The organism is Stenotrophomonas sp. 10L48 (assembly GCF_056395105.1).
In genome coordinates this window covers 66,318-91,933 of sequence record NZ_JBFTIX010000005.1, presented here as the reverse complement: position 1 = coordinate 91,933, position 25,616 = coordinate 66,318, and the positions used below count along the sequence as shown (strand labels likewise).

Annotated in this window: 16 protein-coding genes, 5 tRNA genes, 1 other RNA gene and 1 pseudogene; 6 read left to right on the top strand and 17 right to left on the bottom strand. The window is 65.9% G+C overall.

Annotated elements, in window-relative coordinates:
* The first annotated feature begins 107 nt into the window (after positions 1 to 107).
* Positions 108 to 530 (top strand): annotated as a pseudogene (locus AC1DCU_RS09680) (GNAT family N-acetyltransferase).
* Between the two features lie 55 nt (positions 531 to 585).
* Here the strand turns inward: AC1DCU_RS09680 and AC1DCU_RS09675 are convergent.
* On the bottom strand, positions 586 to 9,849 hold the full coding sequence (locus AC1DCU_RS09675) for an autotransporter-associated beta strand repeat-containing protein (RefSeq protein ID WP_478013609.1): 9,264 nt from the start codon (positions 9,847 to 9,849) through the stop codon (positions 586 to 588).
* Between the two features lie 367 nt (positions 9,850 to 10,216).
* A complete protein-coding gene (locus tag AC1DCU_RS09670) occupies positions 10,217 to 10,534 on the bottom strand; it encodes a DMT family transporter (RefSeq protein WP_032977375.1) in 318 nt (105 codons plus the stop codon).
* Positions 10,535 to 10,833: 299 nt separating this feature from the next.
* Between AC1DCU_RS09670 and ffs the strand changes: the two genes are divergently transcribed.
* Positions 10,834 to 10,930, top strand: an RNA gene (ffs, locus tag AC1DCU_RS09665) — signal recognition particle sRNA small type.
* Positions 10,931 to 11,006: 76 nt separating this feature from the next.
* Here ffs and AC1DCU_RS09660 read toward each other — a convergent pair.
* The 3 genes from AC1DCU_RS09660 to AC1DCU_RS09650 are packed head-to-tail and all read right to left on the bottom strand — an operon-like array spanning position 11,007 to position 12,909.
* The gene (locus AC1DCU_RS09660; protein WP_442251305.1) at positions 11,007 to 11,396 is read right to left on the bottom strand and encodes a nuclear transport factor 2 family protein; all 390 of its coding nucleotides are present in this window, start codon (positions 11,394 to 11,396) and stop codon (positions 11,007 to 11,009) included.
* Positions 11,393 to 12,160: an MBL fold metallo-hydrolase gene (locus tag AC1DCU_RS09655; protein WP_025878163.1), complete on the bottom strand. Its 768-nt coding sequence runs from the start codon at positions 12,158 to 12,160 to the stop codon at positions 11,393 to 11,395. Before AC1DCU_RS09655 ends, AC1DCU_RS09660 begins: the two co-directional genes overlap by 4 nt.
* Positions 12,160 to 12,909: a 3-deoxy-D-manno-octulosonic acid kinase gene (locus AC1DCU_RS09650; RefSeq protein WP_025878162.1), complete on the bottom strand. Its 750-nt coding sequence runs from the start codon at positions 12,907 to 12,909 to the stop codon at positions 12,160 to 12,162. The genes AC1DCU_RS09655 and AC1DCU_RS09650 overlap by 1 nt, the downstream gene beginning before the upstream one ends.
* Positions 12,910 to 12,929: 20 nt before the next feature.
* On the opposite strand from AC1DCU_RS09650, the gene AC1DCU_RS09645 reads away from it, so the two are divergent.
* Positions 12,930 to 13,976: a glycosyltransferase family 9 protein gene (locus tag AC1DCU_RS09645; protein ID WP_088101167.1), complete on the top strand. Its 1,047-nt coding sequence runs from the start codon at positions 12,930 to 12,932 to the stop codon at positions 13,974 to 13,976.
* Positions 13,977 to 14,094: 118 nt separating this feature from the next.
* Here the strand turns inward: AC1DCU_RS09645 and AC1DCU_RS09640 are convergent, their stop codons facing one another.
* Positions 14,095 to 14,499: a DUF6165 family protein gene (locus AC1DCU_RS09640; RefSeq protein WP_282279665.1), complete on the bottom strand. Its 405-nt coding sequence runs from the start codon at positions 14,497 to 14,499 to the stop codon at positions 14,095 to 14,097.
* A 220-nt stretch (positions 14,500 to 14,719) separates the two neighbouring features.
* Positions 14,720 to 14,810, bottom strand: a tRNA-Ser gene (locus tag AC1DCU_RS09635).
* Positions 14,811 to 14,979: 169 nt separating this feature from the next.
* Between AC1DCU_RS09635 and AC1DCU_RS09630 the strand changes: the two genes are divergently transcribed.
* A complete protein-coding gene (locus tag AC1DCU_RS09630) occupies positions 14,980 to 15,684 on the top strand; it encodes a PP2C family protein-serine/threonine phosphatase (protein WP_025878157.1) in 705 nt (234 codons plus the stop codon).
* A gap of 113 nt (positions 15,685 to 15,797) precedes the next feature.
* Here AC1DCU_RS09630 and dnaQ read toward each other — a convergent pair whose 3' ends face one another.
* The 3 genes from dnaQ to AC1DCU_RS09615 are packed head-to-tail and all read right to left on the bottom strand — an operon-like array spanning position 15,798 to position 17,640.
* Positions 15,798 to 16,526 (bottom strand): DNA polymerase III subunit epsilon, encoded by a 729-nt coding sequence (dnaQ, locus tag AC1DCU_RS09625; protein ID WP_442252182.1) that lies wholly within the window; start codon positions 16,524 to 16,526, stop codon positions 15,798 to 15,800.
* A gap of 4 nt (positions 16,527 to 16,530) precedes the next feature.
* On the bottom strand, positions 16,531 to 16,983 hold the full coding sequence (gene rnhA / locus AC1DCU_RS09620) for a ribonuclease HI (RefSeq protein WP_442252183.1): 453 nt from the start codon (positions 16,981 to 16,983) through the stop codon (positions 16,531 to 16,533).
* Between the two features lie 12 nt (positions 16,984 to 16,995).
* Complete coding sequence (locus tag AC1DCU_RS09615; RefSeq protein ID WP_025878154.1) at positions 16,996 to 17,640, bottom strand: class I SAM-dependent methyltransferase; 645 nt, start codon at positions 17,638 to 17,640, stop codon at positions 16,996 to 16,998.
* An 11-nt stretch (positions 17,641 to 17,651) separates the two neighbouring features.
* Between AC1DCU_RS09615 and gloB the strand changes: the two genes are divergently transcribed.
* On the top strand, positions 17,652 to 18,416 hold the full coding sequence (gene gloB / locus AC1DCU_RS09610; protein WP_032977381.1) for a hydroxyacylglutathione hydrolase: 765 nt from the start codon (positions 17,652 to 17,654) through the stop codon (positions 18,414 to 18,416).
* On the top strand, positions 18,413 to 19,615 hold the full coding sequence (locus AC1DCU_RS09605) for a lytic transglycosylase domain-containing protein (RefSeq protein WP_032977383.1): 1,203 nt from the start codon (positions 18,413 to 18,415) through the stop codon (positions 19,613 to 19,615). Before gloB ends, AC1DCU_RS09605 begins: the two co-directional genes overlap by 4 nt.
* A 366-nt stretch (positions 19,616 to 19,981) precedes the next feature.
* Here AC1DCU_RS09605 and AC1DCU_RS09600 read toward each other — a convergent pair whose 3' ends face one another.
* The 7 genes from AC1DCU_RS09600 to lon all read right to left on the bottom strand — a co-directional run bounded on the left by AC1DCU_RS09600 (position 19,982) and on the right by lon (position 25,604).
* The gene (locus tag AC1DCU_RS09600) at positions 19,982 to 21,937 is read right to left on the bottom strand and encodes a peptidyl-prolyl cis-trans isomerase (RefSeq protein WP_442252184.1); all 1,956 of its coding nucleotides are present in this window, start codon (positions 21,935 to 21,937) and stop codon (positions 19,982 to 19,984) included.
* Between the two features lie 184 nt (positions 21,938 to 22,121).
* Positions 22,122 to 22,198: transfer RNA gene (locus AC1DCU_RS09595), tRNA-Asp, on the bottom strand.
* Positions 22,199 to 22,305: 107 nt separating this feature from the next.
* A tRNA-Asp gene (locus AC1DCU_RS09590) sits at positions 22,306 to 22,382 on the bottom strand.
* 89 nt (positions 22,383 to 22,471) lie between these two features.
* A tRNA-Asp gene (locus AC1DCU_RS09585) sits at positions 22,472 to 22,548 on the bottom strand.
* A gap of 25 nt (positions 22,549 to 22,573) precedes the next feature.
* Positions 22,574 to 22,648, bottom strand: a tRNA-Val gene (locus AC1DCU_RS09580).
* Between the two features lie 11 nt (positions 22,649 to 22,659).
* Positions 22,660 to 22,932, bottom strand: coding sequence for an HU family DNA-binding protein (locus AC1DCU_RS09575; protein ID WP_004146343.1), 273 nt, complete (start codon positions 22,930 to 22,932; stop codon positions 22,660 to 22,662).
* Between the two features lie 218 nt (positions 22,933 to 23,150).
* Positions 23,151 to 25,604: an endopeptidase La gene (gene lon, locus AC1DCU_RS09570; protein WP_025878144.1), complete on the bottom strand. Its 2,454-nt coding sequence runs from the start codon at positions 25,602 to 25,604 to the stop codon at positions 23,151 to 23,153.
* Between the last annotated feature and the right edge of the window lie 12 nt (positions 25,605 to 25,616).

The following is a 25,616-nucleotide window of genomic DNA, read 5'->3' as shown; positions in this document are numbered from 1 at the left end:
GGGGACCCGCAGTCTGCGTCCGGACCGGTTTCCGGGCTCGCCATGTTCGGACATCAATGGTCCGGACCTCGCGCACAATGTGCCCGCCACCACGATGACAGTCATTCATGACACCCCGCCCCTACCGCTGCACCGACCTCACCGCCTGCCTGTCGATCTTCGACAGCAACGTGCCCACCTACTTCGCACCGGCTTCGAGCGCTTCCTGCACGAACATGCCGTGCAGCGCGCCTTCCAGGTGATCGAGGTCGAGTGCTTGGTGGTGGCCTGCGGCGGCCTCTGGCACTGCGGCGATGGCAGCGCCAGCTTGTGCTGAGGCACGAAGTCGCCACAGACAGGGGCTGGGACGCGCGCTGGCAGTGGCCCGCTTGCATCAGGCTGAAGCAGACCCATCCATCCAGCGCATTACGCTCAGCACCAGCCAGCACACGCAGGGCTTCTATGCCGGCCTCGGCTTCCAGGTGGTACGCGTGGTAGCCGATGGCCACGGCGCCGGAATCGACGCCGTGGAGATGCAGCGCGTGCTGTAACCCGGCTCTCGACGGATCCACGCATGGCGTGGATCCGTCGAAGACACGCGCTGGCTCAGAACCCGACGCGCAGGTTCAACTGGCCACCGATATCGTTGCGACCGTCGCCATGCTGGCCCTGCACGAACAGCGACAGCTGGCTGCTGCGTCCCAGGCCGACGGCCACACCGACCTGGCTGACCAGTGCGTTGCGCGCCATCACGGCACTGTAGGCATCGAACGCATTGCCACCGACGGCGAAGCTCTGCCGGCTGGCCACGTCGGTGTCACCGGACGCATGCTGCCAGCCCAGCCCAACCGTCAGCTGTGCCGGATAGCGCTCGCCGCTGCCCACATCCCAGCGGCCGCGTACGCCGACGGTGCTGACATTGAGCGTGTCCTTGCCGCCCTCCAGTACCAGCGCCGCGCTGCCGCCCTGCTCCACCGCGCGATCGCTGTCCACCCAGTGTTTGGTGAACTGCACATACGGTTGCAGTTGCGTCCTGCCATGGGTCCAGGTCCAGCTGCCTTCGATCTGGGCGATGGTGACATCCGAATCCTGGCGGCTGTGCAGCGTCTGTGCCAGCAGCGGCACTTCACGCGTGGTGCGCGTGCGGTAATCGCCGCGCGACACACTGCCACCGATCGCAAATCCGTTGTTCCACTCGCCCTGCGCATACAGTCCATAGGTGTTGCCACGCAGGCGTGCACGCGACTGGCGATCGTACAGCCGCGTATCCAGCCGCTCGCTGCCCGCCGCCGCCCCCAGCACCACATGCTCGCCGAGCTTCCAATCGACGCCGGCCATCAGTGCATTGCGGTTGGCACGGATCTCGTCACCGTTGCCATCGCCGTCCTGCTTGAACACCTTGCCGCTACCCGCCAGCCATGCCGAAGCACGCTCGCCACGCACCGTCGGCAGCTCGCTGCCAAGACGCTGGCGGATGCCCTCTTCCAGGTAGTTGTCGTACAGCAGCACTGCACGGCTGGCCGCATGCACTTCACCGGAGAGCTGGTTGAACGCGTTGCGCGCGGTGGCGGTGTCGTAGGCCAGCAGCGTGTTGTACAGGCCCAGCGCCGCGCCGGTCTGCGGCAGGCTGTCCAGCGCCGATGCCACGCCCAGCTGGTTGCGGGTCTGCGCAGCCGTGACGAAGGCCGCTGTCTGCTTCACATCGATCTTCAGCTGCGCGGCATTCGCTGTGTAGACCGGGGTCAGTGAGAGGAACGCCGAGGTGGTGGTGGGCGGCACGAACTGCCCGCTGACGCCGCCGCCTGCGTTGATGATCGTGTACTGCTGGCCCTGCTGGTAGCTGGTGTTCGGGTCGATGGCATTGACCACCACCGATGCTCCGCCGATGTTCGCGCTGCCGCCTACCTGCACCACATCACTGCCGGTGGCGCCCAGATCGACCGACAGCGTGCTGCCCGGTGCCAGGTTCAGGTTGCCGCCCACGGTGATCGCGCCCGTACCGTTGCCGCCACTGCTGCCATTGCCCGGGCCGTTGCCCGGCGACAGCACACCGCCGCTGCTCACGGTGACGCCGCCAGCGCTGCCGCCGATGGTGCCGGTACCCGACAACGTGGTGCCGCTGCCGATGGTCCATTGGCCACCGACGGTGCCGGTGACATTCAGGCCACCACCGGTGACCTGACCGGTACCGGTGAATCCGCCACTGTTGCCGCCCAGGTTGAGCAGGCCAGGGCCGGCCTGCACGATGCTGCCCGCGCCACTGATGCTGCCACCCAGCGTGGTGGTGCTGCCGGTGTTGACCACCAGGCCACCGTTGTTGGTGATGTTGCCGGTGACCGTGCCGCTGGCGCCGCCGTTGCCGATCTGCACGGTACCGCCGGTGTTGATCGTGGTGCCACCGGTATAGGTGTTGTTGCCGGTAAGGACCAGCGTGCCGCTGCCGGCCTGGGTCAACCCGCCGCTGCCACTGACCACGCCACCAAGCGTGGCATTGCCGCCGACGTTGAACACCAGGCTGCCGTTGTTGCTGACGTTGCCGGTGATCGCACCCGTGGCGCCACCATTGCCCACCTGCAGCGTACCGCCGGTGTTGATGGTGGTACCGCCGGTATAGGTGTTGTTGCCGGTCAGGGTCAGCGTGCCGGCACCGGCCTGGGTCAGACCGCCGCTGCCGCTGACCACGCCCGCGAGCGTAGTGTTGCCACCCACGTTGAACACCAGGCTGCCGTTGTTGCCGACGTCGCCGATGATCGACCCCGTTGCACCACCATTGCCCACCTGCAGGGTGCCACCGGTATTGATGGTGGTGCCGCCGGTATAGGTATTGTTGCCGGTCAGCGTCAGCGTGCCGCTGCCGGCCTGGGTCAGGCCACCGCTGCCGCTGACGGTGCCACCGAGTGTCGTGTTGCCCAACAGGTTGACCACCAGCGCGCCGTTGTTGGTCACGTCGCCGACGATCGCACCGGTCGCGCCGCCATTGCCGATCTGCAAGGTGCTGCCACCGTTGATGGTGGTTCCACCGGTGTAGGTGTTGTTGCCGGTCAGGGTCAACGTGCCGGTGCCAGTCTGCACCAGGCCACCGCTGCCACCGATGGTGCCACCGAAGGTGGTGCTGGCATTGCTGCCGCCGGTGGTCAGGGTGGAACCGCCGAGCACCACGTTGCCGCTGGCAACACCGGCCAGGCCACCAATGGCCTGGTTGCCGGCCGCACTGATGTCCAGCGTTCCGGCGCCGGCCAGGTTCACCGTGCTGGCCGAGGACAGGCTGCCACCGGCGGCGACCGCCAGGGTGCCGCTGTTGATCGTCGTGGTGCCGGTGTAGCTGCTGGCGCCGCCCAGGGTCACCGTCGCCGCACCATCCTTGAGCAGGCTGCCACTGCCGGCGATGTCACCGTCCAGCGTCAGCGGCGTGCCCCCCAGCAGGGTCAACGTGCCGCTTGCCAGCTGCATGTTGTTGGCCAGGGTCAGCGGCACACTGCCGTCCAGCGTGGCGTCACCGCCTACGGTCAGCGTGCCGGTGCCCAGGGCACCACTGCTGCCCAGCGACAGACCACCGGCATTGAGCGCCACTCCGCCACCGAAGGTGTTGCTGCCGGTCAGGCCGAGCACGCCGGCACCGTTCTTGACCAGGCCACCGGCGCCACTGATGTCCCCGGCAAAGGTGCTGTTGCCCGCTGCGTTGGTGGTCAGTGTGTTGCCGCCAAGGCTGATCGTGCTGCCGGCGACGCCGGACAATGTACCGATGGCCTGGTTGCCACCGCTGGAGATGTCAAAACCTGTACCGGCGTTGGCCAGGTTCACTGCGCCGGTTGCGGCCAGGCTGCCACCGGCGCCGATCGCCAGCGTGCCGGCGTTGATGGTGGTGCCGCCCGTGAAAGTGTTGGTGCCGGTCAATGTTTCGGTACCGGTGCCCTCCTTGATCAGTCCACCGGTGCCGCCGATCGAACCACTGAACACACCATTGGTGGCATCGCCGATGGTCAACGTGTTCGCGCCGAGGTTGACCGTGCCATTGCCGATCAGCGTGCCGAATACCTGCGTGCCGCTGCCGGCCGAAAGATCGAAGGTGGCACCCGTGGCCAGATTGACGATACCGCCTGCGCTGAGGCTGGCACCGGCACCGAGCGCGAGCGTGCCAGCGTTGATGTAGGTGCCGCCGGTATAGGTGTTGGTGCCGTTCAACGTGAGGGTAGCAACGCCGTCCTTGGTCAAGCTGCCGGCCCCCGACAGATTGCCGTTGAGGGTGAGATCGTTGCTGCCAAGTACGGTCAGGCCGGCGTTGAGCACCATGTTGTTGGCCAAGGTCACCGCACCGCTGGAATCGAGCGTGGAAGCGCCCCCAACGGTCAGCGTGCCGGTTCCCAGCGCAGCGTTGTTGCCCACCACCAGGCCGCCGGCATTGAGGGTGACGCCGCCACCAAACGTGCTGGCACCGTTGAGGGTCTGCACGCCGCTGCCATTCTTGACCAGCCCACCGCTGCCGGTCAGGGCACCGTTGAAGGTCGCGTCGGTGGTACCTCCCAGCGTCAGGCTGTTGCCCCCCAACGACACCGTGCTGCCGGCCACGCCCGCCAGCGAACCGATGCTCTGGTTGCCGCCGGCGGAGATGTCGAAGGTGCCGGTACCGGCCAGGTTCACCGCGCCGGTCGGCGACAGGCTGCCGCCCGCCCCGATCGCCAGCGTGCCGCTGTTGATGACCGTGCCGCCGGTGAAGGTGTTGCTGCCGGTCAGGGTGACCGTCGCCGCGCCGTTCTTGATCAGGCCACCATCGCCGGTGACCGCCCCGCCCAGCGTCAATGCATTGCTGCCAAGCAGGTTGAGCGTGGCACCGGCCAGCAGGCCGATGTCGTTGCCGAGGTTCGCAGCGATGCTGCTGTCCAGCGATGCGTTGGCGCCCACGGTCAGCGCGCCGGTACCCAGCGCGGCATTGTTGCCCACCACCAGGCCGCCACCGTTGAGTGCCACCCCGCCGCCGAAGACGTTGGCGCCGCCCAACGTCTGGATGCCCGTACCGTTCTTGACCAGCCCGCCGGTCCCACCGATCACGCCATCGAAGGTCCCGTTGCCAACGCCGCCGAAGGTCAGCGTATTTCCGCCCAGCGCCACGGTGCTGCCAGCGACGCCGTTGAGCGCGCCGATGGTCTGGTTGCCGGCCGCGGAGATGTCGAAGCCGGTGCCCGGCGCGGAAAGCGTGACTGCACCGGTTGCCGCCAGGCTGCCACCGGCACCGATCGCCAGCGTTCCCGCATTGATCAGGGTGCCACCGGTGAAGGTGTTGGTACCGGTCAGCGTTTCAGTACCGGTCCCCTCCTTGATCAGGCCGCCGGTGCCGGCGATGGATCCGCTGAAGACACCGTTGGTCGGTCCGCCGACAGTGATCGAGTTCGCGCCCAGGTTGACCGTGCCACTACCGGTCAGGGTGCCGAAGGTCTGGGCACCGTTGCCCGCGGAGAGATCCAGCGTAGCGCCGGTTGCCAGGTTGACGATGCCGCTGGCGGCCAGGCTTGCACCTGCTCCCAGGGCCAGCGTGCCGGCGTTGACGTTGGTGCCACCGGTATAGGTGTTCACGCCGTTCAAGGTCAGCGTGGCAGCACCATTCTTGGTCAGGCTGCCGGTGCCGGAGATCACCCCGTTGAGCGTCAGCGCGTTGCTGCCCAGCACGGTCAGGCCGGCATTGAGGGCGATGTTGTTGACCAGTGTTGCCGCCAGGCTGGTGTCGAGGGTGGCCGCGCCACCCACGGTCAGCGCACCACTGCCCAGTGCCGCATCATTGCCGAGCAGCAGGCCACCGGCATTGAGGCTGACGCCGCCGCCGAAGGTGTTGGCAGCGGACAGCGTCTGCACGCCCGCGCCCACCTTGACCAGGCCACCACCTCCGCTGATCACGCCATCGAACACCGCATCGGCTGCCGTACCAAAGGTCAGCGAGTTTCCTCCCAGCCCGACCGTCGAACCGACCACGCCATTCAGCGCGCCGATGGTCTGGTTGCCGGTTGCCGCCGATATATCGAAGCCCGCGCCGGCGCCGCCGAGGGTGACGTCACCCCCGACAGCCAGGCTGCCGCCTGCGCCAAGCGCCAGGGTTCCGGCATTGATCGTGGTGCTGCCGGCGTAGGTGTTCGCATTGGCCAGGGTCAGTGTGGCTGCACCGTTCTTGACCAGTGCACCATTGCCGGACACCACGCCGCCGAGCGTCAGCGCATTGCTGCCCTGCAGGGCAAGCGTCGTGCCCGAGGCCAGGTTGATCGCGTTGCCCACGGTGTAGGCGGCGGCAGTGTCCAGCGTTGCATTGCCGCCGACGTTGAGCGCGCCCGTTCCCAGAGCGCCGGCGTTGCCCAACTGCAGGTTGCCGCCATTCAACGCCAGGCCGCCACTGAAGCCGTTGGCGTTGCCGAGGGTCAACGTACCAGCGCCGTTCTTGACCAGACTGCCGGTGCCGGAAATCACGCCATCGAGCGTGAGTGCGTTGCTGCCGATCAGCGTCAGTGCCGAGCCGGCGCCAAGGTTGACCGCATTGGTCAGGTCAAGCGCAATGCTGTTATCCAGGCTAGCGTTCGCAGCAACGTTCAGCGCACCGGTTCCCAGCGCTCCACTGTTGCCCAGCAACAGGCCGCCGCCCGCCAGGTTCAGGCCGCCACCGAAGGTATTGGCACCGTTGAGCGTCAACACCGTGGCGCCGTTCTTCGCCAGGCCACCGTCGCCGGACACCACGCCGCCCAGCGTGATGTTCTGGCTGCCGGGGAGCGTAAGAATCGCACCGGTACCCAAGGCCACGTTGTTGCTCAGGTTCAGCGCAACCGCCGCGTCCAGCGACACGTTGCCGCCGATGTTCAGCGCGCCGGTGCCGGCCGCCGCACTGCTGCCCAGCAGCACGCTGCCGGCATTGAGGTTGAGGCCACCGCTGAAGCCATTGGTGCCGTCCAAGGTCAACCGCGAGGCGCCGTTCTTGGTCAGGCTGCCGACGCCGGAGATGTCGCCGGTCAGGGTGATGTTGTTGCTGCCGCCCAGGGTCAACGCGGCACCGAGGTTGACCGCGTTGCCCAGGGTCAGCGCAGAGCTGCCGTCCAACGTCGCGGCACCGTTGATGCTGAGCGCGCCGGTGCCCAGTGCACCGCTGTTGCCCAGCAGCAGACCGCCAGCATTGAGCGCGACGCCGCCGGTGAAGGTGTTTGCGCCGGTCAACGTCTGTACACCACTTCCGCTCTTTACCAGGCCTCCGCCGACGCCACTGATCACTCCAGCGAAGGTCTGGTCGGTCGCACTACCAAAGGTGAGCGTATTGCCGCCCAATGCCACGGTGGAACCTGCCACGCCGGACAGTGCACCGATGGTCTGGTTACCACCCAGGGAAAGATCCAGCGCCGCCCCAGCCCCCGACAGGCTGACCGCGCCGGTCGCGGCCAGGCTGCCACCACTGCCCAGCGCCACCGTGCCGGCAGCAACGTTCAAACCACCGGTGAAGGTATTGGCGCCGTTGAGCGTCAGTGTCGAAGCCCCGCTCTTTATCAGGCCGCCACCACCGGAAATCGCACCGCCCAGTGTCAGCGCGTTGCCACCCAGCACGTTCAACGAACCTGCCGCGCCGATGATCACGTCATTGCCCAGGGTCAGGGCTGAAGAGGTATCCAGCGTCGCAGCGTTGTTGATGTCCAGCAGGCCGGTACCGAGCGCACTGCTGTTGCCCAGCAGCAGGCCGCCACCGTTGACGACGAGGCCGCCACTGAACGTGTTGGTGCCGTTCAAGGTAAGCAGCGATGCGCCGTTCTTGCCAATGTTGCCGACGCCGGAGATCACCCCGTTCAACACCACGGGCTGGCCGCCCTGCAGCGCGAGCGAGCCGCCGGCGCCGAGCGTGATGTCGTTGGCCAGGGTGAGCGCTGCGGTGGTGCCATCCAGCGTGACCTCGCCGCCCACGCTCAGCACACCCGTTCCCAATGCACCGTTGTTGCCGAGCAGCAGGCCGCCGCCATTCAGGGCAAAACCACCGGTCAAGCTGTTGCTGCCGGACAGTGTCTGCACTCCGGTACCGACCTTGACCAGGCCACCGGTAGTGCCAGTGAAGTTGCCGGCGAAGGAGGTATTGCCGAGACCGCCTAGAGTAAGTGTGCGAGTGCCCAGGCTGACCGTTCCACCAAGCCCGGACAGCGAGCCGACGGTCTGGTTGGCTGCGGCAGTGAGGTCCAGCGACGTGCCCGCCGTGAGCGAGATCGCAGCGGTCGGTGACAGGCTACCGCCTGCACCGAGCGCCAACGCGCCGCCCGCGATCGAGACATTGCCGGTAAGCGTGTTTGCACCGCCCAAGGTGAGCGTGCCGGCGCCGTTCTTCACCAGGTTGCCGGCACCAGACAGCGCACCGTTCAACGTCAACGCATTGGTGCCGACCAGATTCAGACTGCCACCACCGTTGACGACGATGTTGTTGGCGAGATTGAAGGCCCCGCTGGTATCCAGCGACGCGGCACCACCTACCGTCAGGTTGCCGCTGCCCAGCGCACCTGCGTTGCCCAGCAGCAAGCCGCCAGCATTGAGGTTGACGCCACCACCGAACAGGTTCGCGCCGCCCAGCGTGACCACACCGGTGTTGGTCACGGTCAGGCCGCCAGCACCGGACAGCACACCACTCAAGCTGAAGGGGTTGGTGCCGCCCAACGTCAGTCTGCCAGTGTTGAGCGCAAAGGAATTTGCAAGCGTGAGCCCGCCCGCCGATGCCGCGATGGCGCCGCCGTTGACGTTGAAGGTACCGGTACCGAATGACGCCGCGTTGTTGAAGTTGACCAAGCCATCGTTGATCGTGGCACTGGTTCCGGTCCAGGCACCTTGCAGATTCCAGGTACCACTGTTGACGGTCAGGTTCTCGAATCCGGTGTAGCCGGACCAGTTGATCGTGGTCACCGCACCGCCAGTGCCACTGCCCGGGCCGGTTGCGCTGTTCTGCAGGAGCAGGCGGTCGCCGGTACCGGTACCGCCATCGACGATGCCCGCCGCTGCGAGGTTCACGCCTGCAGCACCGAATACGCCGGCAATACCGGTCGCCAGCGGCCCCAGCGCCACGCTGGAGCCGGACACTGCAGTGAAGCTGTTGCCGGTCGTGGTGGAGTTGCCCAGATGCACGCTGCCAGTGATGGTGCCGGCGTTGATCACGGTGTTGCCAGCAGCTGAGCTACCCAACCCGATGCGCCCGGTGATGGTGCTGGTATTGACGAGGTTCGCCCGGGCACCGCCGTAGGTGACGATCGCCGCAGCATCGGCGGTGGTCAGCAGGCCCGCTCCGAGAATGGACATGCCCACGGTGCCGTTGTTGGTGATGTTGGTTACCCCGCCAGCAGCGTTCTCGGTGATCAGCGCCTGCCCGCCCAGGCCCAGAATCGAGCCGATGTTGACCAGGCCCTTGATGCTGCCGCCCGCCTGGTTGGTGACGTTGATCGTGTTGCCACCGGCGGTGTTGTTGCCCAGCACCATGCCAGAGGCAGCCAGACTGATACCTCCGTTGAGAGTGGGATCAATCGAGCCTGCGTTGTTCACAGTGATCCCGTTGCCGGTCAGCGTCACTGCGTTGCCGCCGACGATGAGCGGCACGCTCAGCACCGCGCCGGTGGCGATGTTCAGGGTCACGCCATTGGCGGTACTGGAAAGATTGTTCTGGTCCGTCGCGCCATCGCAGGTAATCACCGCACCGGCCGTGGTGCATGCCGCAAACGCCGACCCACTGGCCAAAGTAGCGGCCAATGCCAGCGCCAGCCGATGCGCCTTCAAGCCCGGCAGGTGTCGTCCTGCCGATTTACCGCCTCCCGTCGGATTCTGGGTGATTTCCGAGGCCACCTGCATCACACCCAGGGCACGGTTGAAAACCAGACGGTAAATGCGGTTCATCGGTAAATCTCCATGAAATGACCGGTGGCACAGCAGGCAGGTTTTTTGGAGGTGATGTCGTCCTGCCCTGCTCCACCCGGGAACAAGACCTGCGGTATCAACCTTGAAAAACAGTCACACTTTCACGTGCAAGCGCTGCAGGAACTGCGCGCGCCTGCCTGTCCGTCAGCGCGAAAACTCCCCGGTTTCGCTTGACGAATGGGCGCACTGTGCGGCCGTCAACGCCAGCACCACGTGAATCCGGCACGTTATTTTCATGATGGCCGTCAAATAATCACGACAGTCGTCACGACTTTGCCGAAAATGCATATTCTCTTGTTTCCGCAGAACGGGAATATCCATATTCCCGCCGCATTCGTAACCGGCCTCAGCTGCTGGAGAGTTTCATCAGAACCAGGCCGGCGACGATCAGTACCGCCGCGCCAATCCGCATCGGGCTGACCTGCTCGCCCAGGAACACGATGCCGACCACGAAAGCACCGACCGCGCCGATACCGGTCCAGATCGTATAGGCGGTGCCCAGCGGCAGGCTGCGCATGGCGACGGCCAGCAGCCAGAAGCTGGCGATCATGCCGACGATGGTGATGACGGTGGGGGTGAGTTTGGTGAAGCCTTCAGACTGCTTCATCGACACGGCCCAGACGATTTCCAGCAGGCCGGCAAACAACAGATAGATCCAGGCCATGACAGCCCTCCTTTGGTAGGGCCAGGCCGTCCTGGTCATTGAATCCCGATGTGGGGGAGGTCGTTCCTCCTGGGACCGGATTCTAGCAACGGCGGCAGCCACCGGCCGACGCTGGGCGCACAGGGTTACATCGGATTCAGTGCATGAAGCTGGCATCAACGCACCTGCCTGCGCTAGAATGCGCGTCTGCCATCGGTAAGCCGATGTGCAGTCCGGCTGTGGTCTCCGGCGCACAACGCGCTGCTTCCCCTGATCCGTGAATCGGCCGCCTCCGGGCGGCCAACGTCTCTATGGTGGCCCCGTCGGCCCCTCGCGACGCTAGGTCGAAAACTCCGCCAGGGCCGGAAGGCAGCAACGGTATCGATCGACGCGGGCGCCGAGGTCAGCCGGCGGGGCCACCGCCTTTTCGGCGAAGCCCCGCTCCGGTAGATGCCAACCTTGGTTGGCGCCCTTCGCCGGGCATGTCCCGGCGCTACCGCTCCTCAGGCGTACCCTGATGGAACACCATCCGCCAGCCCGTTGAATGCTGACGCCACAGCGAGCTGCGCAGCACCCACCGCTGCGGTTGGTCATCGACGTGATAGCGACTGCGGTAACGCACCTGGGCCAGGCCCTTTGCCAGCATCCACACGGCGTACTGGTCCGACTCGATCACCACCTGCGCACGCTCCAGCGGGATCTCTTCCAGCGCGGCTTCACGGCCGTAGCACTGGCCGGAGCTGCCGATCTCATTGAAATCCTCATCCAGCAATGCCGCCAGACGCTCATGGTCTGCGCGCACCTGCGGGCAATGCAGTGCGCGTTCCAACCCCTCCAGTTCGGCGGCCAGCGCCGGTGAAGCGGCGGCGCCAGCGCTGCTCACGGCGGATCCTGCGCCAGCACGTGCGGGGCGGTCGGCGCGGCCAGCACAACACACTGGCCCGGCTGTGCCACCCGGTGCCCGCGCGCGGCCAGGGCCTGGCCATCGGCCACGCTGGCGTAGTGGTACAGCATCATCCGTGCCTGCAGCTCGGCGCTGTACTCGCGCTCCAGGTCATCTACCCCGGTATGCGAAGGATTGCCGTGCAACCCGCAGTCGTGGGCGATCAGTTCGTTGTCACTGGCATAGCGCGCCAGCATTTCCGGAATCGGCCTGGTGTCGCCGCTCCAGGTCAGCGCGCCCTGCAGGCGCAGGCCATAGGCCGTCTCCGGCCAGTGGTGCCGCACGGGGAACACCTCCAGCCGCACCCCCTCGTGCCAGAACGCATCGCCCACCACGATCAGCTGGAAGGCATCCCAGAAGTTGGCGCCGCCCTCGGCCAGCACGTTCGGGTAATCGCCGATGCGCTTGTGCAGCAGCGGCACCACCGTGGCCGGCACGTACAGGCGCACCTTGCCACGCCGCTGCGCGCTGAAGAAGGTATCCACGAACAGCCGTTCGAAACCGGCCACATGGTCCAGGTGTACATGGGTGACGAACAGCGCCTGCGGCATATGCCCGTAATGGGCCTTGAAGGCAGTCAGGCCTTCGCCGCCGCAGTCGATGGTCAGCCAGGGCCGACCATCGCGCTCGATCACCGACATCGGCGAACCCAGCTCGACCGCCGACGCATTGCCGACGCCGAGGAAACGCAACGACCAGTCCATCAGGTGCCCCGGTTCCAGGCCATGTCATAGGCGCGGCGCAGGCGCGCGTAGTCTTTTTCCACGTCTTCCACGCTGCGCTCACCGCGCAGCTTGATCAGCGAGCGCAGCAGGCGCTTGAGATTGCGCTCGCGCCAGGCCGTGGCCGGGATGCGGATCACCCCGCGATCGAAGTCGATCAGCCAGCCATGGCCGTTGCCATCGAACAGGATGTTGTGCGCATTGAGATCGGCATGGTCCAGCCCGGCACGGTGGAAGCGCGCGATCATCCGCCCGGTTTCCTCCCACGGCGCCCCGCGCCCGGCCACCAGTGCGCGGTCGGCCAGCGAGCGCACCCCTTCGATCCGTTCCATCAGGATCGCGGCGCGGTAGCGCAGGCCTTCACGCATGTAGAAGGCGGCAATCGGCCTGGGCACCGGCAGCTTCTTCTCGCGCAGCGCGCGCATCAGCCGGAATTCGGCAAAGCTGCGGGTCCGGTCCGCCCCCCGCCAGATGTACTGGTCGTGGCTGATCCGGGCCGCGAGCCCACCGCGCAGGTAGTGCCGCAGTACGCTGGCGCCGAACGGCGCATCCACGAACCAGGCGCTGCCACGGCCGCCCTCACCCACCGGCCGGGCCTTGCCGGCCCAGTGCTGTGGCGAGAACAGACCGATGTCGGCTTGCCGCAGCCGCTCGCGGTCGAACAGAATGGCCCCGATGCCGCGACCCTCGCGGCATGGCGTCAGCGCTTCATTGGCGTCGAATGCGACCATTCCTTTGAGTCTAACAACACATGGCATCAGCGTCCTCCTCCTTGTGTCTTCTGCGCCTGTCCGCTCTTGGCGATGTGACCCACGTAGTGCCGCTGGTGCGCACCCTGCAGGCCGCGCGCCCGGACACGCCGATCCACTGGATCATCGACAAGGTCGGGCAGAAGCTGCTCGATGGCCTGCCGGGCGTCACCTTCCACGCCTACGACAAGAAGACCGGCATGGCCGGAGTGAAGGAGCTGCGCAAGCAGTTGCCGCCCGGGCGTTTCGAGGCCCTGCTGCAGATGCAGGTGGCGTTCCGCGCCAACGTGCTGTCCGCCTTCATTCCTGCCGAGCGCCGCATCGGGTACGACCGCAGCCGCTCCAAGGATCTGCACGGCCTCTTCATCAACGAACGCATCCCTGATCGCCCGGGCATCCATGTGCTCGATGCCATCGGCAGCTTCTGCGAGCCGCTGGGCCTGCGCCAGACCGATGTCAGCTGGGACCTGGCCGTGCCGCAGGCAGCCTATGACTGGGCCGCCGCGCAGTGGCAGGACGATGGCCGGCCGGTGCTGATGATCTCGCCCTGCTCCAGCCACGTGCGCCGCAACTGGTACGCCGACCGCTATGCCGAGGTCGCCAACCATGCCGTCACGCGCGGTTGGCGGATCGTGCTGTGCGGCGGCCGCAGCGAACTGGAGCGCAGCATGGCCGACGCCATCCAGGCCCAGCTGGATGTTCCGGCACTGGACCTGGTCGGCAAGGACACGCTCAAGCAGTTGCCGGCCCTGCTGGCCCGCGCCAATCTGGTGATGACCCCGGACTCTGGCCCGATGCACATTGCCAACGCAATGGGTACCAAGGTGCTGGGCCTGCATGCGGCCAGCAACCCGAACCGCAGCGGCCCGTATTCGGACCGCCGCTACTGCGCGGACCGCTACGACGACGCGGCGCGCAAGTATCTGGGCAAGCAGGCAGCCGACCTCAAGTGGGGCACCAAGATCGAATTCGACGATGTGATGGAACTGATCACCGTCGAGGACGGCATTGCCGCGTTCGAGCGTTACGTCGCCGACCATCTGGGATGAGTGGCACGCCGGGCAGCTGAGCGCTGTCTACTGGGTGCGGACCTTGGTCCGCACCGTCCCGCAACCCGGGAGATCCATCCACGCATGGCGTGGATCTACTGCGTCGGGCCGCCCGGGATTACGCGCGCTGCGTGTAATCCTGGTAGGACTTCTCTTCCACGTACGCCGAACCCAGCGCTAGGTTGATCGCCTTCTTGATGCGTGCGCGTTCGTCGTTGCGCAGGTACACGCTGCGCGCCAGGTCGATGAACCCCTGATCGAATGCGTGCGCCTTGTCCTTCAGGCGGATGTCGTCCTCGATCTCCCACAGCTGCTCGTTGACCGCCTTCAGCTCGGCGCGCAGCTTGGCGATGTCCTTCACTGCCGCCGGGTGCGCCATCCACGTGGTTTCCAGCGCGGACAGCTCCTTGCGTACGTTGGCCAGCTTGCCTTCGTCACTGATGCGCTCGGACTTGATCTGCAGGATCGAGATCTTGTCCAGCAGCTCGCCGAATGAAACGGGGACGAGGATTTCAGCGGTCATCGTGGCGGCTCCAGCAGGTGATGACGTACATGGTAACCCGCCGCACGCGAACAGCATCCACGCATGGCGTGGATCTACTGAAGCATCCGCAGGAAGGCCGGCAAAGGGAGGGGCCCGAACGTTGCAGTGCAACGTTTGGGGCGACGCGCGATGCGTCGTCGCATCCCCGCGCCAGATTAAAAAAGAAGGGCTGCCTTTCGGCAGCCCTTCTTTTTTAATCTGGCGGAGAGGGGGGGATTCGAACCCCCGAGGCGCTATAAACGCCTGCCTGATTTCGAGTCAGGTACATTCAACCGCTCTGCCACCTCTCCAGATGTTCCCCGGCGAACCGGGGACGCGCATCATACGAGGAAGCGCGGCTGACGACAAGTCATTGCGCCCAATGAAGTGAAATTTTCCTGACTGCATGGCTTGCCGGATGTCCGCTTGGCCGTGATGATGCCGTTCTCCCCGGCATTACCCCCTCGCCCAGCACCCACCATGATCGAATTCGGACATCTCACCCACCCCGGCCTGCGCCGCGAGCTCAACGAGGACACCTATTACGGTGACGGCGAGCTGGCCCTGTGGCTGGTAGCCGACGGYATGGGCGGGCACGCCTGCGGCGAGGTGGCCAGCGCACTGGCGCGCGAGACCATCGTGCGTGAGATCCGCCGTGGCGCGCCGTTGGCGCAGGCGATCCGCACCGCCGACGAAGAGATCATCCGCGCCTCGCGCCGGCGCAACGACAGCCTGCCGATGGGCACCACCGTGGTCGCTGCACGGGTACAGGGCAACCGTTACGAAGTGGCCTGGGTCGGCGACAGCCGCGCCTATCTGTGGCGCGATGGCCAACTTGCCCAGCTCAGCCAGGACCACAGCGTGGTGCAGGAACTGGTCGCGCAGGGCAACCTGACCGCCGAGCAGGCGCGCGCCCATCCCCACCGGAACGTGGTCACCCAGGCACTGGGCGTCACCGACCCGGCACACCTGAACGTGGCGACCACCAGCGGCGAGCTGCGCCCGGGCATGCAGTTGCTGCTGTGCAGTGATGGCCTGACCGAGGAAGTGGATGACCGCGGCATTGCCCGCACCCTCGCCTTCGACGACGCCAGCGCGCAGGAATGCGTGGACAGCCTGGTCGCCTCCGCCCTCGACGGCGGCGGCTCGGACAACATCACCGTGATCCTGGTGCGCTGCCACTGATCCACGCCATCCACGCATGGCGTGGATCTACAGTAGAGCCACGCCATGCGTGGATGCATTTCACACGCATCACCACGCCATGCGTGGCTGCATCTCGCACGCCACCGCTGCGCCTACGCGCTCGCGGCCTCTTCCACCTTCGGGCCGTCCCACAACGCGTGGCCGGCCTTCTTGCGCAGCCGTTCCAGACGCGCCGCATGCGCTTCCTGCTCCGACGGCGTGGCCACCACGCGCGGCCGCGGCAGCAGCTTGGACGCATCGAACGCCTGCAACGCCGCAGCGCCACCGGCATCGTCATCGCCCAGCCCGAAGCCGATCTCCTCTTGGCCCGAGGTCAACGCGATGTACACATCACCCAGGATCTGCGCATCCAGCAGACCGCCATGCAGGGCGCGGTGCGAGTTGTCCACGCCCAGCCGCTTGCACAGGGCGTCGAGCGAGTTGCGCTGGCCCGGGAAGCGCTCGCGCGCCAGCGCCAGGGTATCGATCACCGTGCAGCGGTCGGTGATCTTCCCGTACTGCTCTCCCAACAGGGAAAGCTCATTGTCGAGAAAGCCCAGGTCGAACGCGGCGTTGTGGATGATCAGCTCGGCGCCATCGATGAAGGCCAGGAACTCCTCCACGACCTGCGCGAACTCCGGCTTCTCGGCGAGAAATTCCAGGGTCAGGCCGGTCACTTCCTGCGCACCCTGTTCGAATTCGCAGTCCGGCTTCAGGTACTGGTGATAGGTATTGCCGGTCGGGCGGCGCTTGAACAACTCGACGCAGCCGATTTCGACGACGCGGTTGCCCTTCTTCCACTCCAGGCCGGTGGTTTCGGTATCAAGGATGATCTGACGCATGGGCTCAGTTTACCGGGCTGCCGTCGCGGACCTGGATCGCGGCGTTGCGGGCCAGGGTATCCACACGTTCATTGTCCGGGTCGCCGGAATGGCCTTTCACCCAGCGCCAGTCGATCTGGTGCCGCAGCGTGGCGGCCTGCAGGCGCTCCCACAGTTCACGGTTCTTCACCGGGTCACCGCCGGCGGTCTTCCAGTTCTTGCGGATCCAGCCCGGCAGCCACTGGGTCAGGCCCTGCCGTACGTACTGCGAATCGGTATAGAGGACGATCTCACAGGGCTCGGTCAACGACTCCAGCCCGGAAATGGCCGCCATCAGCTCCATCCGATTGTTGGTGGTATGCGCTTCACCACCGCTCAGTTCGCGCTCGTGCCCCTTGTAGCGCAACAGCGCCGCCCAGCCACCGGGGCCGGGATTGCCGAGGCAGGAACCGTCGGTGTGGATTTCGATGGTTTTCAATACAACTCCAGATCAGGTAGCAACGGTGCCGTGCCAGCGCACGGGCAACGGGGTCGGCCCGGGCAGGGCCAGCGTGCGTTTTTCAGCGTGGAACAGGCAGGCCGCGCGCAGGGGCGCCCAGCCGCCGCGACGGCGGCTGCCGGCACCCTGCCACATCGGCCCCAGGTAACGCATGTCCTCGCATTCCAGCCCATGGCGCTCAAGCAGCTGGCGGATCCGCTGCGGCGTGCGCACCACCAGCCCGTGCTGGCGCCAGCGCGTGCGGAACGGGCTGAACGGGTTGAGGCTGGTCAGCCACAGATGGCCGCCGGGCATCAGCACGCGCTCGCACTCGTCCAGCAGATGGTCGGCATCGCCGACGGTCACATGCTGCAGCACGATGGCGTTGACGCTCTCGTTGGGCAGCGGCAACGGCAGGGCACAGCGGGTATCGCCGGCGTAACCACTGCCCTGGCGATGCAGGCGCAGGCCCCGACCGCCCAGCTGCGCATCCGCCAGCCAGGCGGCGCTGGGGGCGATCCACAACCAGGGCCGGGTCGGCAGCAGCGACAGCTGCGGCAGCAGCAGCTGCCGTTCGAGCACGCGCAGGGCCTCCGCCGGTTCACTGTCGAACCACGGGGCCTGGCTCGCTTGACGGGTGCTCTGCAGCGCGGGCATGGTCCAATTCTATGCGACTGACTGCCCTGCCCGCATTTGCGGACAATTACATCTGGATGCTGATCGCCGACGACGGTGCTGCCGTGGTCGTCGATCCCGGCGACGCTGCGCCGGTACTGGCGCTGGCTGCCCAAGGCGTGCGCGTGGACACCATCCTGCTCACCCATCACCACGACGATCACATCGGCGGGGTACCGGCGCTGCAGGCGCGTTTCCCTGGGGTGCGCGTGGTCGCACCGGTCGACGAGCGCATCCCGATGGCCACCGAGCGGGTCGGTGAAGGTGAACGTGTTCAGGCAATGGGCCGGATGTTCCACGTACTATCCGTCCCCGGGCACACCCGCAGCCACATCGCGTTTCACACCGCTGAACAGCTTTTCAGCGGAGATTCGTTGTTCAGCCTGGGCTGTGGACGCCTGTTCGAAGGTACGCCGTCCCAGCTGCTGGCATCGATGCGCAAGCTGGGTGCCCTGCCCGCGCAACTGCTGCTGTGTTGCGCTCACGAGTACACCGTGTCAAATGCCGTCTTCGCGCGGCATGTCGACCCCGCCAACGCTGCCTTGTTGCAGCGCCAAGAGGAGGCTTTGGCCATGCGCCGCGATGACCGTTCCACCCTGCCAGTATCCCTGGCCGATGAAATTGCCTGCAATCCGTTCCTGCGTACCCACACGGCGCCCATCCGCGCGGCCGTGTCGGCGCACCTGGGGCGCGAAGTCGTGGACGACGTCGACGTCATGGCCGGTCTCCGGCACTGGAAAGACGGCTTCCGCGCATGAGTCGCCGAAGTCTGCCGCTGGCCCTGGGTCTCGTCCTGGGGTTGGCCGGAACTGCCGGCGCACAATCGCTGGGCGCCGGCATCAGCCAGAACCTGACCGCCGCCTCGGCCCTGCCGCTGGATCCGTCAACGCTGCCGGCCGCATCGGTACGTAACGGCCAGGAGATCTTCTCCAGCTTCCGCGACGGCCTTGCAGAACCTACCTGTGACGCCGAAGCCACCAGCCCGCGCTGGCAGAAGCAGTTCGCCCATGCGCCTTCGCGGTTGGCCAACCAGGATGACGACGCGCTGGTGCTGTTCGGCTATGTGGTCGAAGAGCTGCGCAAAGCCAACCTGCCCACCGAATTCGCGCTGATTCCTTTCGTCGAAAGTGGCTACCGGCCCAATGCCCGCAACGGCAGCGGCCCGACCGGCCTGTGGCAGTTCATCGCCACCACGGCACGCAACCATCGCGTACCGATGAGCAACAACTACGACGGCCGACTGTCGGCAGTGGAGTCCACCCAGGCCGCCGTGCGCTACCTGAAGACCCTGCATGGCATGTTCGGCGGTGACTGGCGCCTGGCCACGATGGCCTACAACGCCGGTGAATACCGCGTGCTGCAGTCCATGCGCAAGGCCGGCATGAATGCGCAGAACGCCAAGCCGGCCGGCCTGCCCGGGCTGTCGCCGGTCACCCATGCCTACGTCGAGAAGCTGCATGCCCTGGCCTGCGTGCTGGAAGACGTGGAAGACCAGCCTGGCGTGATGGCCTCGCTGGACCGCACCGTGCCGGTGCTGAAGGACCACACCCTGCCGGCGGGCACCAGCGTCCAGCAGTGGGCCGCCCAGCGCGCGCTGGACCCGGCGAAGATCGCCCGCCTGAATCCGGCACTGGCCGCCGGCAACCGCCCGTCGGGCACGGCCCGCGTACTGGCCCCGGTTTCGGCGTCCAACGCGGACGTTGCCGACATCGCCAGCACGGCCGTTGCCACCGCAGTGGCCAGCACCGCCAGCGCCGCGCCGAGCCCGCAGGTGGCCAAGGTGGTCGCCTCGGCTGCCGATCGCCCGCGCAACCGTCGCCACACCGTTCGCAATGGCGAATCGGCATGGACCATCGCCCGCCGCTACGGCATGCCGGTGAAGGCGCTGTTGTCGCTGAACGGCTTGAGCGGCAGCAGCGTGCTGAAGCCAGGCGCGGTACTGCGCGTCGAAGACTGAGGTCGGTGCGGCGCTGACGCGCGGTTTCCGGCCAACGGCGAAGCCCCTCGCGGGTGGCGGCAGCAGCATTCATGAGTTGGGACGAGCGAGGTGGACCCACGGGGGACGCCGTGAACCCATCCTTGGGGGCTTGGCCGCGGCATCCATGCCGCGGACACCCCCGCGCGCCCACCCCGCCCGTCCCCTGATGGTTTCCGGTGGCACCACCCACGGATTGAAGGATGAAGAGCAGGAGCAGGTCGCTTCGCTTCTGGTAGCGGCCGACCTTGGTCGGCACTCATCGCGCAGGTCACGGATCGATCAGGGTTGCGACAACAAAAAAGGCCCGGCAATGCCGGGCCTTTTCGTTCCTGCTCGCCGGAGGGCTTACAGGTTCGCTTCGGTGGTCTGGATCAAGAACTTCTTGCGCATCGCCTCGATGTAGGCCTTGGCCGCGGCCATGCCGTCGATCTGGCTCAGCTGGTCCTTCAGCTGCTTCTGCTGTTCGGCGGTCACTTCCTTGATGTCGCCCGGGTTGACCTTGTTCACCGCGAAGACCAGCGCATGGCCGTTGACGTCGACCTTGCCGTAGCTCGGCTTGCCTTCGGCAGGCAGCGGCGCACTGAAGATCGCACGGTTGATCTCCGGGGTCGGCACCGGCTGGCTGCGCGGCAGGCCCGGCATCGGGCTCAGCTGCAGCTTCTCGCTGGCAGCCAGCGACTGCAGGGTCGCGCCTGCCTTCAGCTTGGCCAGCAGGGCATCGGCGGCCTTGTCACCGGCCTGGCGCTGACGGTCGGCACGGATCGCGGCGATCACCTGCTCACGCGCCTTGTCCAGCGGCAGCGCCTGCTCCGGGGTATGCGCGGCAACGCGGATCACCACGCTGTGGTTGCTGCTGCCGCCCAGGGCGATCGGATCGCTGGCGGTACCGTCCTGCACCAGGACGTCGGAGAAGGCGGCACGCAGCACGGCCGGATCAGCGGCAATACCGGTGGCGGTCGTGCGCGTGATCGGGCCCAGCGTCTGCATCGACAGGCCGACCGCCTTGGCGGCCGCGGACAGGTCGCTCGGGCTCTTGTTGATGGCATCGACCAGGCGGCCCGCCAGATCGTTGAAGCCGCGCTCGCCGTCGGCCTTCAACTGCTCGGCAGCCAAGGTGTCGCGCACTTCTTCGAAGGACTTGCCCTGGCCGCCACGAACCGCTGCGACCCTGATGATGTGGTAACCGAAGTCGGTCTTGACCGGGCCGATCACCTCACCCGCCTTGGCACCAAACAGTGCATCTTCGAACGGCTTGACCATCGCGCCCCGCTCCACCCAGCCCAGGTCACCGCCCTGCGCCTTGGAGCCGGGATCTTCCGAGTTCGCCTTGGCCAGCGCGGCAAAGTCGGCACCTGCCGCCTTTGCTTCGACAGCCAGCTTGGCGGCCTTGGCTTCAGCACCGTCGCCGGTGATCAGGATGTGCGCCGCCTGGCGCTGTTCCGGCGTGGTGAACTTGGCCTTCTCGTCTTCATAGCGCTTGCGCAGGGTCGCTTCGTCGGCCGCAGTCGGCGCCGGCAGGTTGGCACCATTGAGCTCGACATATTCCAGCGACACCGATTCGGCCTGGCGGAAATCCTTGCCATGGCTGTCGTACCACTGCTTGATCTGCGCGTCGGTCACCGGCGCGGTATCCACCGGAACTTCCGGCAGCGCGGCCAGTTCCACATCGCGGGTCTCGCCCAGCAGCTTCAACAGACGCTCGGTCTCGGCCTGGGTGACAAAGCCGGAATTCTGCAGGCCCGACGGGATCACCGACTGCTGCAGGCTCTCACGCACCAGTTCCTGGAACTGGGTCGGCGTGCGCGGCGGATTGCCACCGGCCAGGGCCAGACGGTAATTGCTTTCGCTGAACTTGCCATCGGCGCCCAGGAAGCCCGGAATGGTGGTGATGTATTCGCGCACAGCGCCGTCGCCAATCACGACACCGGCCTGCTCACCGACCAGGCGCACGACCTGCTCGTCGATCAACTGGTCGAGCACGGCCAGCTTGTTCTCGGTGCTTTCGAACGCGCGCGGGTCGAAGTTCTCGCCCTGCTGCTGGCGTTCGCGCATGCGTTCCTGCTCGAAACGGGTGCGGAAGTCCTGTGCACTGATCTCATGGTGCTGCCACATCATGCGCACCGGCCACCAGGACGGTGCCGAGCGCCACCAGGTCGGCGGTGCCGAAACCTTGGCGACGTTCTGTGCGCCGACGCCACCGAGGTAGCTGTTGTCGATCACGAACAGGAACGGAATCATCAGCAGCCCCAGGATCACGGTGACGATCCAGCCTGAGGTCTTGTCGCGGAGTTTCTGCAGCATGGTGAGGAATCACAAGGCTTGATTGGCGAGCCCGGCAGTGTAACCCGCTTCGCGGCGTGGACCAAAAGCAGTGGCAGCAGGGCCTGGCGCCATCCCGCCCAGGCGATCTACAGGTTCGCGCGCATCGAATGATGGAAACGGCGCAAAGAAAAAGCCCCCGACTTGCGTCGAGGGCTCTTAGAGTTGGCGGAGCGGACGGGACTCGAACCCGCGACCTCCGGCGTGACAGGCCAGCATTCTAACCAGCTGAACTACCGCTCCGCGCTTGAAACTTTGCAGGCGCTCAGTATATCCGAAGACTTCCTGAAAACCTACCCCGCTGAACACTTTTTTCAAAGTTTTTTCACGAGGATTTAAGAGTTTTGCAATGGCGGAGCGGACGGGACTCGAACCCGCGACCTCCGGCGTGACAGGCCAGCATTCTAACCAGCTGAACTACCGCTCCGTATTGCAGACCTCTTTGTTTTCTCTACAACCGGTTGGTTGGAGAGAAAACAAGGCCCCCAGCTTTTCGGCCGGGGGCCTCGTTGAAAATGGCGGAGCGGACGGGACTCGAACCCGCGACCTCCGGCGTGACAGGCCAGCATTCTAACCAGCTGAACTACCGCTCCACATTTCAAACTTACCGCGGTGCTGTGGTGGGTGCTGAGGGTTTCGAACCCCCGACCCTCTCCGTGTAAAGGAGACGCTCTACCGCTGAGCTAAGCACCCCAGCGAGCCGCTTAGTTTACAGCATCCTTCAGGGCCTTACCAGCCTTGAACGACGGATTCTTCGAAGCAGCGATCTTGATGGTGTCGCCGGTCTTCGGGTTGCGGCCGGTGCGGGCAGCACGGTCGCGGACCTGGAAGGTACCGAAGCCAACCAGGGTGACCGCATCGCCGTCCTTCAGCGCCTTGGTGACGGCAGCAACGACGGCATCGACAGCGCGGCTGGACTCGGCCTTGGTCAGGTCGGCAGCTTCAGCAACGGCATCGATCAATTCGGTCTTGTTCATTCTTTACAACTCCTTTGGCGGTGGGTTCCGCGTATTCGACAGGGAAGCAACCGCACGACGTCTGCATGCGGTTGCCATGTGGAAACGGTTCGCCGAATTCAGTGAGCGCTGACTGCGATCACTCATTCGCGAGTGCTGCTTTTATACCAGCGGCCCTACCCCCACGCAAGCTGGAAAGCCAGCAACGACGCGGGTTTCAAGCATTTCGACAGGACGCATCAATGCTTGACGCGCGCGTTTCCACTCGGTTTGGCCTTGCTGCGCACCGTGACGCGCTGCGCACTCTTGCGCGTCTTCTTCGGTGCCAGCGGACGTTCCAGGGCCAGATCGAGCACTTCCTCGATGTACTTCACCGGCACGATCTCCAGGTCGCGGGTGACGTTGGCCGGAATGTCGGCAAGATCCTTGCGGTTCTCATCGGGGATGATCACCGTGCGGATTCCGCCGCGCAGGGCCGCCAGCAGCTTCTCCTTGAGGCCGCCGATCGCGGTGACGCGACCACGCAGGGTGATTTCGCCGGTCATCGCCACATCGGCGCGCACGGCGACCTTGGTCAGCATCGACACCAGCGAGGTCACCATTGCCGCACCGGCACTGGGGCCATCCTTCGGCGTCGCACCATCGGGTACATGCAGGTGCACGTCGTGCTTCTGCAGGAAGTCCGCATCGATGCCGAAGCGCTCGGCACGCGAACGCACCACCGACAACGCCGCCGACGCTGATTCCTTCATCACGTTGCCGAGCTGGCCGGTCAGGATCAGCTGGCCCTTGCCCGGTACCAGCGTCGATTCGATCTGCAGYAGATCGCCACCGACTTCGGTCCAGGCCAGGCCCGTGACCAGGCCGATCTCGTTCTCTTCTTCGGCACGGCCGAAGTCGAAGCGACGCACGCCCAGGTACTTGTCCAGGTTCTTGCTCGACACGCTCACCAGCGCCTTGGACTTGCGCGCGCCCTTCTTCGCCTTCGCCACCGGCTGCGGCCCACCCAGCGCGATTTCCTTCACCACCTTGCGGCAGATCTTGGCGATCTCGCGTTCCAGGTTGCGCACGCCGGATTCGCGCGTGTAGTAGCGCACGATGTCCTGGATGGCATCGCTGCCGATCTCCAGCTCTTCCGGCTTCAGGCCGTTGGCCTTGATCTGCTTGGGCGACAGGTAACGGGTGGCGATGTTGAGCTTCTCATCCTCGGTGTAACCGGGGATGCGGATCACTTCCATGCGGTCCAGCAGCGGGCCGGGGATGTTGAGCGAGTTGGAGGTCGCCACGAACATCACTTCGGACAGGTCCAGGTCCACTTCCAGGTAGTGGTCGTTGAACGCGTTGTTCTGCTCGGGATCGAGCACTTCCAGCAGCGCCGAGGACGGATCGCCACGGAAGTCCATCGACATCTTGTCGATCTCGTCCAGCACGAACAGCGGGTTCTTGCTGCCGACCTTGTTGAGGTTCTGCACGATGCGGCCCGGCATCGAACCGACATAGGTACGACGGTGGCCACGGATCTCGGCTTCATCGCGCACGCCGCCGAGCGACATGCGCACGAACTTGCGGTTGGTGGCCTTGGCGATGGACTGGCCCAGCGAGGTCTTGCCCACGCCCGGCGGCCCGACCAGGCACAGGATCGGACCCTTCATCTGCTTCACCCGCGACTGCACCGCCAGGTATTCAAGGATGCGTTCCTTGACCTTCTCCAGGCCGTAGTGATCGGCATCGAGGGTGTCCTGCGCGGCCTTCAGGTCCTTGCGCACCTTGCTGCGCTTCTTCCACGGCACGCCCAGCAGCCATTCCAGGTAGTTGCGCACGACCGCTGCTTCGGCAGACATCGGCGACATCTGCTTGAGCTTGTTGAGCTCGTTGCGCGCCTTGGCTTCCACCGGCTTGGGCATGCCCGCTTCGGCGATCTTGCGCGCCAGCTCTTCCAGTTCGCCCGGCGCATCGTCCAGGTCACCCAGTTCCTTCTGGATGGCCTTCATCTGTTCGTTGAGGTAGTACTCGCGCTGGCTCTTTTCCATCTGCGACTTCACGCGGCCGCGGATGCGCTTTTCCATCTGCTGCACGTCGATCTCGCCGTCGACCAGGCCGACCAGCATCTCCAGGCGTTCGCCCACCGCCAGCGTTTCCAGCAGGCGCTGCTTGTCCGACAACCGCACGCTGATATGGGCGGCGATGGTATCGGCCAGGCGTGTCGGCTCATCGATGCCGGCCAGGGTCTGCAGCAGTTCCGGCGGCAGCTTGCGGTTGGTCTTGACGTACTGCTCGAACAGCGACATCAGCGAGCGGGCGATGGCCTCGATTTCGCGCGGCTCGCGTGCATCGGCGGCCTCGATTTCCACGGCCTGGCCGTGCAGCGATCCATCGCGTTCGCTGACGCTGGTCACCTGCACGCGCGACAGGCCTTCGACCAGCACCTTGATGGTGCCGTCAGGCAGCTTCAGCAGCTGCAGGACCTGCGCCAGGGTGCCGACCTGGTAGAGGTCGGCGGCCTGCGGGTCATCGGTCTCGGCCGACTTCTGCGCCAGCAGCAGGATGCGCTTGTCTGCTTCCATCGCCTGTTCCAGCGCGTGCATGGACTTGTCGCGGCCGACGAACAGCGGGATGACCATGTGCGGGAATACCACTACGTCGCGCAGCGGCAGGACCGGCAGGTCGAGGGTCTCACTTGGGGAACGGGCCATGGGGGCTCCAGG

Coding starts and splice junctions, on each gene's coding strand:
- AC1DCU_RS09605 (WP_032977383.1), top strand. CDS start 18,413: ATGAGTCGCCGAAGTCTGCCGCTGGCCCTGGGTCTCGTCCTGGGGTTG.
- AC1DCU_RS09650 (WP_025878162.1), bottom strand. CDS start 12,909: ATGGTCGCATTCGACGCCAATGAAGCGCTGACGCCATGCCGCGAGGGT.
- AC1DCU_RS09655 (WP_025878163.1), bottom strand. CDS start 12,160: ATGGACTGGTCGTTGCGTTTCCTCGGCGTCGGCAATGCGTCGGCGGTC.
- AC1DCU_RS09575 (WP_004146343.1), bottom strand. CDS start 22,932: ATGAACAAGACCGAATTGATCGATGCCGTTGCTGAAGCTGCCGACCTG.
- AC1DCU_RS09600 (WP_442252184.1), bottom strand. CDS start 21,937: ATGCTGCAGAAACTCCGCGACAAGACCTCAGGCTGGATCGTCACCGTG.
- gloB (WP_032977381.1), top strand. CDS start 17,652: ATGCGACTGACTGCCCTGCCCGCATTTGCGGACAATTACATCTGGATG.
- AC1DCU_RS09675 (WP_478013609.1), bottom strand. CDS start 9,849: ATGAACCGCATTTACCGTCTGGTTTTCAACCGTGCCCTGGGTGTGATG.
- AC1DCU_RS09670 (WP_032977375.1), bottom strand. CDS start 10,534: ATGGCCTGGATCTATCTGTTGTTTGCCGGCCTGCTGGAAATCGTCTGG.
- dnaQ (WP_442252182.1), bottom strand. CDS start 16,526: ATGCGTCAGATCATCCTTGATACCGAAACCACCGGCCTGGAGTGGAAG.
- AC1DCU_RS09615 (WP_025878154.1), bottom strand. CDS start 17,640: ATGCCCGCGCTGCAGAGCACCCGTCAAGCGAGCCAGGCCCCGTGGTTC.
- AC1DCU_RS09640 (WP_282279665.1), bottom strand. CDS start 14,499: ATGACCGCTGAAATCCTCGTCCCCGTTTCATTCGGCGAGCTGCTGGAC.
- AC1DCU_RS09645 (WP_088101167.1), top strand. CDS start 12,930: ATGGCATCAGCGTCCTCCTCCTTGTGTCTTCTGCGCCTGTCCGCTCTT.